This window comes from Desulfosporosinus acidiphilus SJ4 (assembly GCF_000255115.2).
GTDB classification, from domain to species: Bacteria; Bacillota; Desulfitobacteriia; order Desulfitobacteriales; family Desulfitobacteriaceae; genus Desulfosporosinus; species Desulfosporosinus acidiphilus.
Window position 1 is genome coordinate 4,313,213 of the sequence record NC_018068.1, and the last position, 15,130, is coordinate 4,328,342.

The window sequence follows — 15,130 nt, forward strand, 5'->3', positions numbered from 1 at the left end:
TAACGTTCGTTACATTGCCATCTTACTATATCATATCAACTGTAACAATACATTATTTTCTTGGTTAACTAACTTTATAATCGACGGCCGGCTCACTATCGTCCGACATTTCTCTTAGAACCCGGCATCCTTCCGCCGGAAGCCATATTTGGATAGAATCAGTTACTTCAATTTCTTGAGTGCTCCATACCTCAAGCTGTATGTCAGGGACTTTTTCTAATGCCACTTTGTATTGCCATGTGACTCCCTGAAAGGATCTCTGAAGAACTTTAGCCTCGAGAAGGGTCCCTGGGCCCTGACTTTGCTTGTTGATGAATATATCTCCCGAGCGAATCATAACTTTAGCCTCCTGCCCCGGTAATAGCTTTCCCATAGTATAAATGTCTAGTCCCTGACAGTTGATTAAAGAATGGTCACCGCATCGTTCAATGACCCGGCCATGAAGTATATTGGAACATCCCAGGAAATTGGCAGCAAAAACCGTAGCCGGTTCACGATAGAGCCTGGTGGGGCTATCGGCTTGTTCGATTCTTCCCCGATTCAAGAGAACCACATGATCAGCCAGACTTAAAGCCTCGGCTTGGTCATGAGTAACATAAACCGTCGTAATCCCAGCCCCTCGTACAATCCTCATGATTTCCCAACGCATTTTTTCCCTTAACTGAGCATCTAAACTGGACAAGGGCTCATCCATCAGCATGATCGACGGATGAGTAACCAAGGCTCGGGCTATTGCCACCCGCTGCCGCTGTCCTCCTGACAATTGATTTGGGTATCGTTTTTCAAAACCATTCATCTGCACGGCCTCAAGAACTTCAGCCACCTGCTCTTTGATCTTCTTAACAGGATACTTCTTTAAGCGCAGACTAAAAGCAATATTTTCAAAAACATTCATATGCGGCCAAAGCGCAAAGTCCTGGAAGACCATGCCGATATTTCGCTCTTCAGGAACCATAGTATAGCCCTTAGCAGACCAAGTCAGCTCATCATAGCGAATTTTGCCGCCGTCAATATCTGTTAAACCGGCTAAAGCATTTAAGAGAGTAGTTTTACCGCAGCCCGAAGGGCCCAGTAAAGCCACACAGCTGCCTTCAGAAATTGACAGCGAAAGCCTGTCAAGGACTAATTTGCTTCCGTAATGTTTTGTTACATCTTCAAGCACTAGGTTCATATGATTACCTCCTCATTACTAAGCAGGACCGGCTCCTGGGCCAATTCCAATTCCGGGTTTTCTTCCAACCCTTTCCCTTTGCTGAAATGCTCCATCAAATAGCGGCCAAGGCTATAGGCAGCCAGCAAGATGAATAAACCAATCACAGACAAGGCACTTCCCTTTGACCAGTGAGATTCACTAAAGTAATGCTGAATGGTTACTGAAAAGGTTGGACTCCCCGGCGGATAGAGGAGCATCGATGCCGGTAATTCGAAAATAATCTTAGTAAAGGTCATAAAAAAGGTGGAAATGGCGGTCCCAGCTACCAAGGGAAGAATAATTTTGCGCAGGACAACGATTTCACCGGCCCCTTGCACTCGTGCAGCCTTAATCAAATTGAGAGGCAGCTGACCCATAGCCCCTAACTGCAGTCTGATAGAGTAAGGCAAATAGGTTGCCATAAAAGCTAAGCCGAGGCAAATAGGAGTTCCATAAAGCACAAGGTTTAAAGGAATAAGCCAAACACCGTTCCAAGCAAAGACAAAAGCTGCCGCAAGGACGATACCGGGAACTGCAATAACAGACATGGTTAAAATATTGAGAAAGGAATTGGCAGCAGACTTTTTAAAGGACATCTGGTAAGCCAAAATTACACCTAAAATCATTGTCAAGACGGCTACTGCAAGGGCGTATTCCAGAGAACTTCCGAGAGCATTTATCCCTGCACTGCCAATCTTAAGCGCTTTGCTGTAATTTTCAAAGGTCCAATTGCCTAAGCTTAGTCCATTGGCCCAAACTTTCCAAAGGGAAGCAATAATAGTACTTCCAAGGGGGACGAGCAAGCTAACAGCCAAGATAAAGAATGCACCGATGGTCAGCAGCGTGCTCTTCCTTTTCACAAAAACAACTGAATCCTTACGAGCTAAAATCGAACTGTAGTCTTTCTTGCGCATCCAAAAAAACTGAAGCAGAATCGCTCCTGCCGAAATTAAGATAACTAAAAAGGACAAACAGGATGCTGCCGGATAATTAACCGGAGACTGACCAAGGGAAACATAAATTTGGTAAGGAAGCAACGATAATTGGGTCTGGTCCATAAGGGCAGCAGGCAGCCCGAAATCACCGAAAGCCTCGGCAAAGGCTATGGAAGCACCAGCAAGCAAGGACGGCGTCAGCAGGGGCAAAACAATTTTTTGAAAGACTTGAACACGGCTTCCGCCTGCCAAACGTCCGGCCTTAATTAAATCACTATTCACGTTTCTGATACCCTGCTGCATGCTGAAGTAGACATAGGGAAAATAGCTAAAACCCATGATCAAGATCACGCCCCAACGAGAGAAGAACCAAAAGGACCAGCCGTTAGGCAGCTTCAGCATCTGGGCAAGAATGCCGCCATCCTGCATAAACATTACCCAACCTTCGGCAACAATATAGGAAGGGAGGAAGAAGATCAACCAAACCAGAGCGTCTATTAAGGTACGCTTAAAACCGGACTGTTCTTGCGCAGCAAAAGCGATAAGGGTACCTAAAATTGAAGCTACAAGGGTTCCCGCAGCCCCAATAAAAATAGAGTTAAGTACCGCGTTAAGATTTTCCTTGTCAGTAAAGACTTCCTTCAAGGAAGCCAGGGAAGGCACCAAGCTCATATGCACACTATATAAATTCGGAAAAACAATTTGTAATAAGAGGGCTGATAAGGGGTAACCAATGAGGAGGGCAAGGAACGCCACGCCTAAAATATCGTAAAATGACGTTCCCAGCTTTTTTAACTCAAATTTAGTGAATAATTGCATCGTTAAACCACTTCTTAATATCATTTTCATCCTGCGCGGATTTGACAGGATCAACCTTCAGCCAATTGATGCCGTCGCTCTGACGCACAGAACTGCCCTCAACGCCGGTTATGATGGGATTAAAATAAGAGTCGCCGCCGCCATTCTTAGGATCAAGCATCACTTTTTGTCCTTCGGGTGAAAGGACAAATTCCACAAATTGTTTAGCAGCTTCCGCATTGGGAGCATTTTTGTTTACAGCAATGACGCCAGGTAACGTGAACACTCCCGAGGAGGGATAAATAATATCAATGGGATTGCCATCTGCTTTCGCTGCAACCAAAGCTGAGTCTTGAATCGTGACAGCCTTTACCTGCCCGTTCAATAACGATTTAATTTCTACATCATTAGTTTCCCCCACCTTCATACCGTTGTCTTTTAATGAGGCAAAAAACTGTTTCCCCTGGGCATCGCCCATGAGATTAAGTATACCCGCGACATAAGGAAACGTAGGTCCTGAAACACTGGGATTATTCATAGCCAGGGCATTCTTAAAGGTTGGCTTAAGGAGATCATTCCAATCTTTTGGATACTCTGAACGAGGCAGCAACTTTGAATTTACACCGATGGCCGCCGCAGCTGTGACACCTGTCGGATAGTACGCTTTATCAGCAGGAACCAATGATTGCCCCAGCTGCGTCAAATTAGAGGCATCCTTCGGTGCCCAGCCCTGCATAAGCAAACCTTCGTTATCTAAAGCTTGCATGGTAGCGTCACCGTCGAACCAGGCCACATCCCAGTGAGAGTTGGACTTCTCCGCTTCAATCTTAGCCGCCAAAGGTCCGGTGGACATATCAACGAGATTAACTTTAATGCCGGTTTTAGCCTGAAAGGCCTTGGCCATAGCATCGTCGTAACCTTGGGCTGAGTAAAATACCAGTTGTTTAGATGAAACGGAGGCCGTATTGGTGGACGAAGGGCCGGCCGATACCTTGGAGGAAGTACCGCAGCCTGTCAGTGCGCTGCCTAAGACCGCAATAGACATAAGTATAACAGACAGTTTTTTGTAACTATATCGATTCATGGTTGTAACCTTCCTTTCAGTTATTATGAAATGATTACACTATAATGTGGCTAATATTATCTATCTTTCGTCATTGTCAAATAAATAGTTTATGTAATAATTCTTTAAGCACAAAAAACATTTATAAGTTACATAGGCATTCCTTCTTTTTACGTTTTTCACAAATGTAATACCAGTTACATGGATTATAATTGAATGTGACAGGCGTTACAATTCATTTTCTGTAAACTCAATGTTAAATTTAGGTAAATACATCAATGCAATTCCCTGCATAAAAATAATTTGTTCATTCTCAGGAAATTCTCAGCTTTGCCTGTTAGTCTATCCATGTAATTTAAGTTACCTAACTTCTTTCAACTCAAACCCTAAAACTCTAAAAACAATCTAATAAACGAACTAGGAGGGATAGCCTATAGAATTATTAATTTTACCTGCCATCTTACTTATAATCTGAATTTGAGGAGGATAAAAATGAAGAAGAACATAAAGTTAGCCACAGCGATCACAACATGTGCCCTGCTTCTCTTTTCGTTCGCGGGAAGTGTCCAAGCAGCCCCAAAATACAATCGTTTTGCCGGACAAGACCGGTTCCAAACATCTATAGCCATCGCTCGTCAAGAATTTCAGGGACAGCAAGTGCAAAATGTTATACTTGCTTCTGCTTATAGTTTTCCGGATGCTTTGGCTGCCAGTACCTTGGCGGCAAAGCAGCAAGCCCCCATTATCCTTGTGGGTACGACAATGCACGATTCACTAGCCAGTTTGAACTTTATTAAAAGCCATATGACATCCGGGGGAACCGTCACTATTGTTGGGGGCGCCGCCGTTGTTCCCCGTAAAGTCGAAGACTGGTTGTTAAATGCTGGTTACACTGTCACTCGATTGGGCGGAACCGATCGCTTTGCCACAGATGCTCTTATTGTCAAAAGTCTCAATGTTACAACCGGCTCCCCGATCGTCATTGCCAGCGGTTATGATTTCCCTGATGCTTTAGGTGTTGCTTCAATTGCTGCCAGCAAGGGATGGCCTATCCTGTTGAGCGGACCGAACCAGTTACCTCAGAGTGTGAAGGATTTCGTTACCTCAGATCAACCCTCCAACATTTACATTGTCGGCGGAACATTTGTCTTACACAATTCCATTCAAACGGAACTTCAGAGCACCGCACCTAACGCCCAAATCCAAAGATTTGGCGGACAGGATCGCTTTGAGACTTTATCACAGATCTTGTATAAATTTTACCCAAATCCGACTCAGATCTATTTAGCTAACGGTTTCGATTTTGCCGATGCCCTTTCCGGCAGTACCTTAGCTGCTCAAAATAATGCACCAATCTTATTAGTTGATCCTAAAGCGGGTCATCTCCCTGCGGCAATACGGGATTATCTCATAACCCTGCATAATACCGGAGCCACTCCGCAAGTCAATGTTCTTGGAGGAACTGTTGGTCTGCCGGACTGGGTAATCGATCGAGTCAATTTACGTTTGGGTACTGGAGATACGAATACGACACCTCCTACCTCAACAACCAGCAGTGCTATACAGCTCCCAATCAGCAACTAACCTGATGTAATCAAAAAATACAGGGCCGTTGCATAATAAGCAGATACGTTTTAATAAATAAAACCCTGCATAAGTGGCTGATTTAAACCACTATTGATGCAGGGTTTTATTTAATGGGGGTCGCTTATGCATTTTGCGCAGAACAGCCCCTTGTGCTCGTCTTCAGTTTAGTTCACCGTATACTTTTACCCTCGCTGGAGAAAAGGTTTAGCAAAATCTAAGAAACCAGCTGTAGTCAATACCGTCAGCGGCAGGAGTTTTCCGGCAGCTGCATTATAACTCTCTTCGCTGCAGCCATTTTCTTGTGAAACAAGCTGAAAGAAGCGAGAAGCTATTTCAGCGTTATATCTAATCCATTGAGTTGGGTGAGTAAATGATTTATAAATCCCGTTTCCCTTAACAATAAAGCAATCCAGATTATTTATGGTCCATCGTTCGAACTCTTGATGCCCGTCAAAAATCACACCCAACGCATGATGAGGCACGCACATATCTTGCACGATGTGTAAAGCGGCACCTAAATAGAACATACCTTTTGATATATTTCGTTGAAACGCAGCAGCAGCTTTGTTGAAATAATATTGACATTCGGCATCCGCTCCCGGCCAGTGTACTCTCCCTTGTTTTTCAGGGTCGTAAAAATAATGACAAATATTCTTCCAGCCCCGATCTGCCCAAGAAAGACCTTCTTGAAGGTCATTATCATATGAGCAAAAGTAAGCAGCCACCTCATCTTTACCATCTTGTCTTAGAATATCGTAAGCTTGCTGCAAACAGTAACCATGGGTCGGGCTTGGTGCATCTAAAAAAATCTGCAGCGGACTAACCGGAGCTAACAAAACTTTTGTTACTCTGTTAAAAGTTTGTTCCGACAGTATTGGCAACTATAGCACTCCCATCTCTATTCAATCTCTATAATGTAACAATAAAATTTTATTCGTTTTCTGAAATAGCTATAGTCTTAAGACTATGGTTCAGTCTTTATCTTCATATTGAAGGGTACTATATAAACCTTTAATTAACCTTAAATTTATCTTTAAAATTTGTAAAACAGAAAAAGAACATTTATAAGGATCAAGCTTAGAAAAAGGCCAAAAGAAAAACGAACTCCGAAAGTTCTTTCTCCTTTTGGCCTTTTTATATATTTTTAAAACAGGGCAGCGTTATAACATTATTAATTTTCACTCTTTAACGATCTTTATTTCTGGCGGCGGGTCGTTCTTTTCATTTTCGAAGGTTTTACTGTTAAAATCCTCAAAACACTTCCGACATTCTTCAAGTTTCTTTTCCGTTGCCTCCCGCAGCGGCGAGACAAAAACGTCTCTAAATTTTACCTTTTCAAACCAGGATAGAAGTTTTTCCAGTTCTTCCTCATTCTCTTCGGCTTCGGCAAAGGTAAAGTTTTTTCGCTCTAGTTCTTTATTTATTTCAGAAAAATAATCATTACATTTATCAATGATTTCCTCATATTCAATTTCTCTCGCTTTATTAAAGCGGGAGATCATGGCCTTTTCATAGTTTTCTTCCATAGCAATGGTCTGCATCAAGAGAACTTCTCCATGATTCTCGCTGATATTCGAAGCGACTGTTGCCAACGCTGTATAATTCTCATCGTTCATTGGCAGCAGCCATAACGATTGATGAATATTGACGGCCCCTAACTTTTTCAGGCTTCTCCAAGTACCTACTCTTAATCTTGATGGCTCTGACGGCAAATTGTAACTCATGATAAGCCATTTCAGCAAAATATCATCCTCCTTGAGCCGCTTTGTCACTATTTCTTCACTCGGGAACTTTTCGATCATAATGAATCCAGCTTAAAGGTTCTACAAGTATTCTCTATTTCCTTTTATTATTCATCCATCTTAGAGTTGAATTTTGCCCAAGTTCTCTTTAGAAATCCACAGATCACAGAAAATTTCAGCAATCAATGGATTAAAAAATCTCAATCATTTTTAATCTTACTTTAATATAGGTGGCTCATTTGAAGGGCATATTAAATTCATCTAAAATACCCAAGGAGGAATTTCCTTTGAATTTAATAAATTCGAGCAGAGCCGATGGGATTGGACTAACGCGCAAACAAAAAATAGCTCTCTTTTTTTCAACCCTATTTGTATTTGCTAATATCTATAGCCCACAGCCGATTCTTCCCTCTTTAACTCAAGTTTATCATCAACCGCCTCAAACAGTCAGCTTAATAATATCTTTACCCTTAATTTTAATTGCTTTATTTTCTCTTCTTTACGGATGCGTTTCAGACCGATATGGACGATGGACAGTTATGCGTTGGAGTACCGTGGGATTAATCATTCCAACGTTATTGTTGACTATAGCGCCAAATTTTAGAGTTTTGCTCCTTTTACGTGCTTTACAGGGACTTTTGTTGCCAGGGTACATGACGACCGTTATTTCTTATGTTAATGATATTTTCCTGCCAACGGAACGTGGTGCGGGTATGGGGATTTTTGCCGCTGCATCTGCCATAGCGGGACCGCTTGGCAGAATCGAGATAGGTACATTTAGCCAGTTCTTAGATTGGAAAGCCGGCTTCTTCAGTGCCGCTTTCGACACATTAATAGCATGGATTCTTATTGACAGAATCCTGCCCAACGAACTGAATCCAGCTGCAAACCTCTCCTTAGCTGTCAGTGACTCGGCTCCCAAAGAAAACTTCAAAAATACTCTTAACTCCTTTTATGATCACCTGCGTAACCGCCATTTGCTGGGAGCCTATCTAGTAGGTGCGGCAATGCATGCCAGTTTTATAAGTGTGTTAACGTATTTGCCATTTAGGCTGAGCAAAGCACCCTACTGCTTAAATCCCTCACAAATAAGCCTCATCTATGTGCTTTATTTACTGGGAGCTGTGGCAGCTCCGCGAGCCGGCCGTTTATCCGATTCCATCGGGCGGCGTTTCGTTCTCGCTTTAGCACTATCTCTGATGCTTATAGGGCTATGGATTACGATATCATCATCCCTAATCCTTATCCTTACCGGTATCACCCTAACAATTTTGGGACTTTTTTCGGTACAATCTACGGCTACTTCATTAATTGGGGATTGGGCCAAAAAAAACCGAGGAACAGCAACATCCTTGTACACATTCTTTTATTATATCGGTGCCGGAATAGGAACCTCTGTCAATGCTATTATTTGGATTCAAGCATCCTGGACCGGTATCATCATTGTCTGTATTTTTTCTCTGTTAATAGCTCTCTTATCCGTTGCTTTTCTTTGTTAAAATCTCTTCTGTAAAATAAACTACCATCCTTAGAAGCAGCCAATCTTTACGGACTTAAAGCGAGATGGAGAAAGTTCTGCAGCAGCTGCAGGAATAATCGAGGTTTAACCTTATGAAAATTGGGAATTCTAATTGTGTGGATTATAAAAAATCCGGGGAGGCTTAAAGTTTTATGTGCGGTATTTGTGGGCAGTTTGGCCCAGCTAAATATATCGATGTTCCTCGGCTCAAACAAATGACACGGGCGATGAAGCATAGAGGCCCCGATCAGGAAGCCTATTATGTTTCACCGACTCTTGCCTTCGGATTTCGCCGGTTAGCTATTGTGGATATAAAGGGAGGACAGCAGCCCTTATCGAACGAAGATAAGCGTATCCGCATTATCTTTAATGGTGAAATCTATAATTACAAGGAACTACGAGAGCATCTGATCAGCCACGGACATTCCTTACAGCAGGCGGGTGATGGTGAGGTTCTGGCACACCTTTATGAGGAATATGGTTTAGATTTCCCCTCTAAATTAAGAGGAACTTTCGCCATTGCGCTTTGGGACGAGCGGCTTCGCCGCTTGTTACTCGTTCGCGATCGTTTAGGTGTAAAACCCTTATATGTCCGCTATAATTCCGAAAGTTTAGCATTTGCTTCAGAACTTGGAGCCCTGCTCATCGGAGCGGAGAAACCGGCTATTAATTTTCAAGCTTTGGATCAATACTTAAGTTATCGGTATGTTCCGGCACCTAATACAATTTTCAGGGGTATTTATAAAGTTCCGCCGGGCACAACGTTATTGGTGACCTTTAAAAAAGGCGAACTTCAAGTACGAACGAAAACCTTTTGGCTGGTCCCAAGCGTAAAAAAAGAAATTTCATTAAAAGAGGCGAGTGAGCTCGTCCACACCACCTTAAAGGAAGCCCTGCAAATTCGTTGGCCTGATGAAGTCCCGGCAGCCTATTATTTCAGCGGCGGTTTGGATTCGAGCGGCTTGATCGCTATGCACCAGAGTCTCTATCATGAGCGGGCACGAACTTACGCTATTGGATTTGAACGTCCTCATCACACGCGGGATTTTCGTTATTATTCGGAATTAGATCAAGCTCGGAATGCAGCCAGAGTTTTACAGACGCAGCATTGCGAAAGGGTTGTCCCTTTTGCTGAGGTTCAGCAGCGCCTTGGGCGAATCTTAACCGCCATGGATGAGCCAATTGCCGATCCAACAGCAATTCCTCTCTATTTCCTTAGTGAATTCGCCTCCTCGCGAGGAGAAAAGGTCGTCTTTTCAGGAGAAGGTGCCGATGAGTTATTTGGCGGGTACAGCACCTATCTTGAGCCGTCAAACTTCCGCCGCTACCATCAGCTTCCAGGTTGGACTCGAAACATTCTGGAACATACTTTCCCTCAAAAGACAGAACGCTTCTCCCTCTCACTGAGCGAGCGTTACTTTGGAGTTGGAGGACTTATGCGTTTCTCGCAAAAACAATCCCTATATTCCGGAAAAATGCTTTCCGCACTAGCAGAAGAAAAATCCTATTTTCCGACCCAACACCTTCTGGAAGACGAAATACTGTCTGAGGAGGAACGAATGCTGCAATTTGATATGTGTTCATGGCTGCCGGAAAATACCCTGATGAAATCGGATAAGATGACCATGCAGCACGGTTTGGAAATACGGCTGCCCTATTTGGATCATGAACTCGTTGAATTGGGCATGAGTTTTCCACTTCCCTACAAAGTCACTCCCAAGGAAAGCAAGGTTGTCTTGCGCAGGGCATTGGCAGGCTTCTTACCTGAAGAAGTGGTAACCCTGCCGAAAAATGGGTTCCCTGTACCTCTTACAGCCTGGTTAATGGACGAACTGAAACCAGAAGTAAAGAACGTTTTATTAGACCCTGGAGCCCGCCTGCGGGAATTTCTCCTGCCGCAGCAAATTGAAAAGATGCTTCAAGCTGATTCTTCCCATTCGTCACGCCTCATTTGGGCGCTCTACGTATTGGAAGTGTACCTAACTTTCTGGCAGCAAGCACAAATTAACGTCTGTACCAGACCGAGTGCAGAAAAAAATAGAATCCCCAAACTAGGGGGAGGGTCAATTTGAGAGTTCCTTCATTCAAGTTAGCGGTTCGAATACCTGTTCCTTATTATAATAAAGCGGCAGTTACCATGACTGAGTTCTCCTCTAAGATCGCATTCTACTCTCTCGTGCATTGGACAAAAATCCAACTTCAATAATGACTGCCGGTATTTTGATTTGGTTAAGCAGATAATAATCACCAACCTTGGCCGTTCGTTTATTATCGGGTTGAAGTTTTATCAACTGGCTCTGAATTTTCTCCGCCAAAGCTTTGCCAGGCACCGAATCTTCACTGTAGTAACCCATACTTTTACTTTCCTCAATCCTTGATACTTTGGCCGTTTATATTGATTGTATTTTATCTAAGATCTATAGTATGTGATTCAATAGAACTAATCCTCCAACTGTTGGACATCCCTGAGTGTCACCGATAAATAAACGACAAATATGACTATGAGTATCGTTAATACCGCCACGACAATCCCATCACCATATCCCAGACCCGTAATGCCCTTTGGTTTTCCAAACCAGTCTGCAAAGGAGGCACCAAGAGGACGGGTCATAATATAGGCAAACCAGAATGCAAATATCTCGTTCAGACCAAACAAAAAATAACCCACTGCAGGAAGCACGAACAATACGATGAATAGGATTCCTGAAGCCAAGTAGCCAAGGTTTAAAGTCATTGCAGTCATATCCCCCGTGGCAGTTCCCATGGCAAACGTTGCAAGTACAGCAGCCCAATAAAACACCTCACGTCGACGTGTATAGATGCTATGGATAGATAACGTCTTTTCCACCTTGTACCAAGTCGCAAATACCACGGTCAAAATAATGGCAAAGGCGATGGTGGACGCATAATACGGAACACCTAAAACGATATGTATGACATCGGCAACCATTGTTCCAAAGATAGCCACCATGACCACGAGAAGCCAATATATCCATGCCACATATTTGCGAGCTGAAAATTGTAAGATTAGTGCGATAAAGAATCCTACTGCCCCCAAGATTACAGCCACATATGGATTGATATTATTGACCAGGTAATCAGATGTCGATTCGCCCATGGCGGTAGTCAGCAGTTTGACAATCCAAAAGTATATCGTGATTTCTGGAACCTTCATTAAGAACTGTTTCTCTCTATTTCTGGTAACGGATATAGATTGATTCATTGGATATAATCGTTCCCTTCATATAAATTCTGTCACCCTGAAATTTTTCTTTAAGGATTGGATATTATTTTTTGGCTCTGTCACAACAGATGGTTGAAAATCTAATATTTTTTCGCAACAATGATATTCACTTCTGTTTCGATGCTGTCCCATACTTTTATTTTGTTTTCATACATTTCAATGCGTTTTGCTTTCCGCTCGTTTACTAAATCGATATATCGGTTCGCTAGTTGCTTTATAGCTTCACTGTTATCATTATTCAATACAGAAATTGCCAAATCAATATAACTACAATAAAAGTTGTCAATAATTAGTCGCGAAAAATCATCGGATTGTGGATTATCCGGACAACCGCTTATTGTAATCTTTTTATGCTGGATGTCGGTGAAACCAATATCTTTCAAGAGTTTCTTCGTTTCATCATCAGAATGTTTATGTTTGTTAAATCGCTCGGCCTTTATGTTATTATTCTCGTCAATAATTTGAAGTGCCAGCAGAATGTAAAGTTCCTCCTGAGACATTGGAATCACTTCTAACTGACTCTCAATATTTTCAACGTATTCTCCTACATCCATAACGACAATATATCCGCCATGTTTCAAGAGTCTATATTGTTCTTGAAAGAAAGATGTATTTTCTACATGTTGTGCGACTGTGTATGAAGTTGTAATATCAAAACTCTCGTTAGGAAATGGCGTATTACAGGCATCACATACATTGTAGGCAATATTGTAGTGATTCTTGGCGTCTGTTTCAATGCAAAAATCAATATAGCCACTGTCCAAATCAATTCCTTCAACCTGTAAATCCCCGCCAAACCAGTCGCAGACACATCTTGTAAATGAACCTGGACCGCATCCCAAGTCAAGCAACTTCATGCCACATCGTATAGGCAAGGCTTCTAAATATAATCTTGAAAATCTGACGTTAAAGCGAAAATCGCGAATTTTAATTAATGTCTCAATTCCAAAAATATTTTTAGACCAAACTGTATTCATTCAAAAAACTCCAATATTAATGATTTCAGGAATTCTTTTCGCAGAGAATCTTCTCATCCTAAGATTAACATATGTTTATTAAAAGAAACTTAAAAAATGGTTATCATTGCTCAACTGCCCTTCATTCTCATCAAGAAGCGAAAGGGTTCCTTTTCCTCACCGTTATAGATGTCTAGTTTAGCTACATTTCTTTCGTGATATATTTTTCCATATCTATCCGCCTGATTGTCACAAACATAAGCATAATCATAATTGTTCGGTAAAACCCAGCCCATAAAGATGTAGGAATGAGCAGGGTCACCCAGGCTGCAATTATTCTGATCCATCGTAAAACAGATGTCACCGGGCTGCAGATTTTTGTATGCGGAGCTGCGTGTCCAACCTCTATGCTCCAGTTGATTAATGAGTCCTCTGGTATTACAGGTAGTGTCGGGTAACTTAACTCCATTTTGCCTCAGTGCTTCAGCAACAAAGTAAACGCATGCATTCCTATACTGCCCATTGTTTAGCTGCAATGCCCTTTTTATTACTTTCTGCCGATTGGCTTCTTTAGATAGATAGTCATATAGTTTTTTATTTAAATAAACTTCAGGAGCGTTTATTTTTAGTGATTTGTTAACCTGAATCTTGTTTATAACTTTCGGAGCTTGAGTATTACCTGGAGTCGATACGGGTATAACGCTGTGAATCTCTTTATGTGGTAAAAGCAGAATTAAAGCAATTATCATACTTCCCCCTATGAGGATCAAATATTGCTTCTTCATAGGAAATACCTCCTCAATCGAATCTCTTCAGTAAAAGAAGATTTAATTTAATTTTCCGTGTTTTATTGCCCGGCATATTCCTGTATAGCAAGAACTCATAAAGGAATACACAAATATATGTCCACAGGCCGCTGACTGTTAAAGCTGTGACCATGGCGCTTGGTGTATGAATCCGCAGATAAACAGGACTTAGTCCTAAGAAGAATACTAGCAGAACCCCTGCGATCAGAATCCAAAGCCGACTGTACCAGGATTCTTTTCGTGCTAAAACATAGCTAAGAACTGCGTAAAATGATAAGCTGCCCAGTAAAAAACCAGTGTTTGGAGCTTGAAAGGGTATAATGTTTTCAAAGATACTTACGTTCTCACCCCGGAAAATGAATCGAAAAAAATAATCAACCAAAGTTCCTCCGCCCCAAGCAAGACTAAGGGGAAGAACATGAATCCATTGCTTAGTTTTATACCAATAGCCAAATAACGCAACTAAAAAGACACTTAATATCACAATATGAGTACTCAAAGCATTAATTTGCTGCATTGAGTAGATCATCCAGAGTGGAGAAGCCAGTTCCAGACCGGAAGCCACCATGTGATCAAATTCAGCAACGTCGTTCGTCACAAAATCTTGAATTAGACTCATTAAAAAAACAAAAAGTCCTACAAATGTTACAGAGCCTATAATAATTAATAATCGCAGCTTACCTAACGAACGATAATTACTGGTTAGACGCAAAAACTCCCCAGACAGCCAAGCTCCCCATCGTTCATGATTCTTATACAACCGATAAAATATTATAAAGAGAACAGCTGCAATTACTCCAAGTAGGATAGAATAACGATGGATGATCGGAAGAATAGTGTTCCATTGACTGCCCAAAGTCCTTCCCAGCAGGATAAATACACTTGCCCAGGAAATGGCCCCGAGATAGGAATATAGTGCAAAATCCCGATAATTTAAGCGGCTTAAACCGGCAATATAGCCAGACAGATGACGTACTCCAGGAATAAAATATCCTGCCGTCAGAAGTTTACCACCATGTTGATGGTACCAACTAAGCACCTTTTCCAAGCGCTGACTTCCCGCATGTTTTCTTAGGTATACCAATACGTTTGCTTCGAAAAATCGTCCCAGAAAATAAGCAATAGTAATCCCTGTTATACTTCCGATAGCTGATGAAATAATTGCTAAAATTCTGCGCCTTATCAAATTACAGATTAGCAACGGTCTCTTTGTTTAAAATCTCCTCTTTTATTAAGATAGTTTTTTGTCCGATAATCACGAACATGCATAATATGACGAAAAAGCTCA

At 41.9% G+C, this 15,130-nt stretch carries 13 protein-coding genes; 3 read left to right on the forward strand and 10 right to left on the reverse strand.

Annotated elements, in window-relative coordinates; genetic code table 11:
• Window positions 1-64 precede the first annotated feature (64 nt).
• The 3 genes from DESACI_RS19870 to DESACI_RS19880 are packed head-to-tail and all read right to left on the reverse strand — an operon-like array spanning window position 65 to window position 4,009.
• Window positions 65-1,171: an ABC transporter ATP-binding protein gene (locus tag DESACI_RS19870; RefSeq protein ID WP_014829016.1), complete on the reverse strand. Its 1,107-nt coding sequence runs from the start codon at window positions 1,169-1,171 to the stop codon at window positions 65-67.
• Entirely contained in the window at window positions 1,168-2,976 is a 1,809-nt protein-coding gene (locus DESACI_RS19875) for an ABC transporter permease (protein ID WP_148271344.1), read from the reverse strand. The genes DESACI_RS19870 and DESACI_RS19875 overlap by 4 nt, the downstream gene beginning before the upstream one ends.
• The gene (locus DESACI_RS19880; protein ID WP_014829018.1) at window positions 2,930-4,009 is read right to left on the reverse strand and encodes an ABC transporter substrate-binding protein; all 1,080 of its coding nucleotides are present in this window, start codon (window positions 4,007-4,009) and stop codon (window positions 2,930-2,932) included. The genes DESACI_RS19875 and DESACI_RS19880 overlap by 47 nt, the downstream gene beginning before the upstream one ends.
• A gap of 471 nt (window positions 4,010-4,480) precedes the next feature.
• Here DESACI_RS19880 and DESACI_RS19885 point away from each other — a divergent pair, with 471 nt between their 5' ends.
• A complete protein-coding gene (locus DESACI_RS19885) occupies window positions 4,481-5,572 on the forward strand; it encodes a cell wall-binding repeat-containing protein (protein WP_014829019.1) in 1,092 nt (363 codons plus the stop codon).
• 185 nt (window positions 5,573-5,757) lie between these two features.
• On the opposite strand, the gene DESACI_RS19890 is transcribed toward DESACI_RS19885, so the two are convergent.
• Complete coding sequence (locus tag DESACI_RS19890; RefSeq protein ID WP_014829020.1) at window positions 5,758-6,456, reverse strand: zinc dependent phospholipase C family protein; 699 nt, start codon at window positions 6,454-6,456, stop codon at window positions 5,758-5,760.
• Between the two features lie 297 nt (window positions 6,457-6,753).
• Complete coding sequence (locus tag DESACI_RS19895) at window positions 6,754-7,317, reverse strand: Chromate resistance protein ChrB (RefSeq protein ID WP_242833095.1); 564 nt, start codon at window positions 7,315-7,317, stop codon at window positions 6,754-6,756.
• Between the two features lie 287 nt (window positions 7,318-7,604).
• On the opposite strand from DESACI_RS19895, the gene DESACI_RS19900 reads away from it, so the two are divergent.
• Both DESACI_RS19900 and asnB read left to right on the forward strand, forming a co-directional pair.
• Entirely contained in the window at window positions 7,605-8,816 is a 1,212-nt protein-coding gene (locus DESACI_RS19900) for an MFS transporter (RefSeq protein ID WP_014829022.1), read from the forward strand.
• A gap of 172 nt (window positions 8,817-8,988) precedes the next feature.
• Entirely contained in the window at window positions 8,989-10,908 is a 1,920-nt protein-coding gene (gene asnB / locus DESACI_RS19905) for an asparagine synthase (glutamine-hydrolyzing) (RefSeq protein WP_014829023.1), read from the forward strand.
• An 81-nt stretch (window positions 10,909-10,989) separates the two neighbouring features.
• Here the strand turns inward: asnB and DESACI_RS19910 are convergent, their stop codons facing one another.
• The 5 genes from DESACI_RS19910 to DESACI_RS19930 form a co-directional block, all read right to left on the reverse strand.
• Entirely contained in the window at window positions 10,990-11,190 is a 201-nt protein-coding gene (locus DESACI_RS19910; protein WP_041276150.1) for an N-acetylmuramoyl-L-alanine amidase, read from the reverse strand.
• An 86-nt stretch (window positions 11,191-11,276) separates the two neighbouring features.
• Entirely contained in the window at window positions 11,277-12,059 is a 783-nt protein-coding gene (locus tag DESACI_RS19915; RefSeq protein ID WP_014829024.1) for a COG4705 family protein, read from the reverse strand.
• A 101-nt stretch (window positions 12,060-12,160) separates the two neighbouring features.
• The gene (locus DESACI_RS19920) at window positions 12,161-13,057 is read right to left on the reverse strand and encodes a class I SAM-dependent methyltransferase (RefSeq protein ID WP_014829025.1); all 897 of its coding nucleotides are present in this window, start codon (window positions 13,055-13,057) and stop codon (window positions 12,161-12,163) included.
• A gap of 110 nt (window positions 13,058-13,167) precedes the next feature.
• Window positions 13,168-13,821, reverse strand: a complete 654-nt coding sequence (locus tag DESACI_RS19925) for a Bacteriophage peptidoglycan hydrolase (protein WP_014829026.1) — start codon at window positions 13,819-13,821, stop codon at window positions 13,168-13,170.
• A gap of 13 nt (window positions 13,822-13,834) precedes the next feature.
• Entirely contained in the window at window positions 13,835-15,028 is a 1,194-nt protein-coding gene (locus tag DESACI_RS19930) for a VTT domain-containing protein (protein ID WP_014829027.1), read from the reverse strand.
• Between the last annotated feature and the right edge of the window lie 102 nt (window positions 15,029-15,130).

What these genes read in the sequence shown, in the direction of transcription:
- DESACI_RS19870 (WP_014829016.1), bottom strand. Translation starts at nt 1,171, where the DNA reads ATGAACCTAGTGCTTGAAGATGTAACAAAACATTACGGAAGCAAATTA.
- DESACI_RS19875 (WP_148271344.1), bottom strand. Translation starts at nt 2,976, where the DNA reads ATGAAAATGATATTAAGAAGTGGTTTAACGATGCAATTATTCACTAAA.
- DESACI_RS19880 (WP_014829018.1), bottom strand. Translation starts at nt 4,009, where the DNA reads ATGAATCGATATAGTTACAAAAAACTGTCTGTTATACTTATGTCTATT.
- DESACI_RS19885 (WP_014829019.1), top strand. Translation starts at nt 4,481, where the DNA reads ATGAAGAAGAACATAAAGTTAGCCACAGCGATCACAACATGTGCCCTG.
- asnB (WP_014829023.1), top strand. Translation starts at nt 8,989, where the DNA reads ATGTGCGGTATTTGTGGGCAGTTTGGCCCAGCTAAATATATCGATGTT.
- DESACI_RS19910 (WP_041276150.1), bottom strand. Translation starts at nt 11,190, where the DNA reads ATGGGTTACTACAGTGAAGATTCGGTGCCTGGCAAAGCTTTGGCGGAG.
- DESACI_RS19915 (WP_014829024.1), bottom strand. Translation starts at nt 12,059, where the DNA reads ATGAATCAATCTATATCCGTTACCAGAAATAGAGAGAAACAGTTCTTA.
- DESACI_RS19920 (WP_014829025.1), bottom strand. Translation starts at nt 13,057, where the DNA reads ATGAATACAGTTTGGTCTAAAAATATTTTTGGAATTGAGACATTAATT.
- DESACI_RS19925 (WP_014829026.1), bottom strand. Translation starts at nt 13,821, where the DNA reads ATGAAGAAGCAATATTTGATCCTCATAGGGGGAAGTATGATAATTGCT.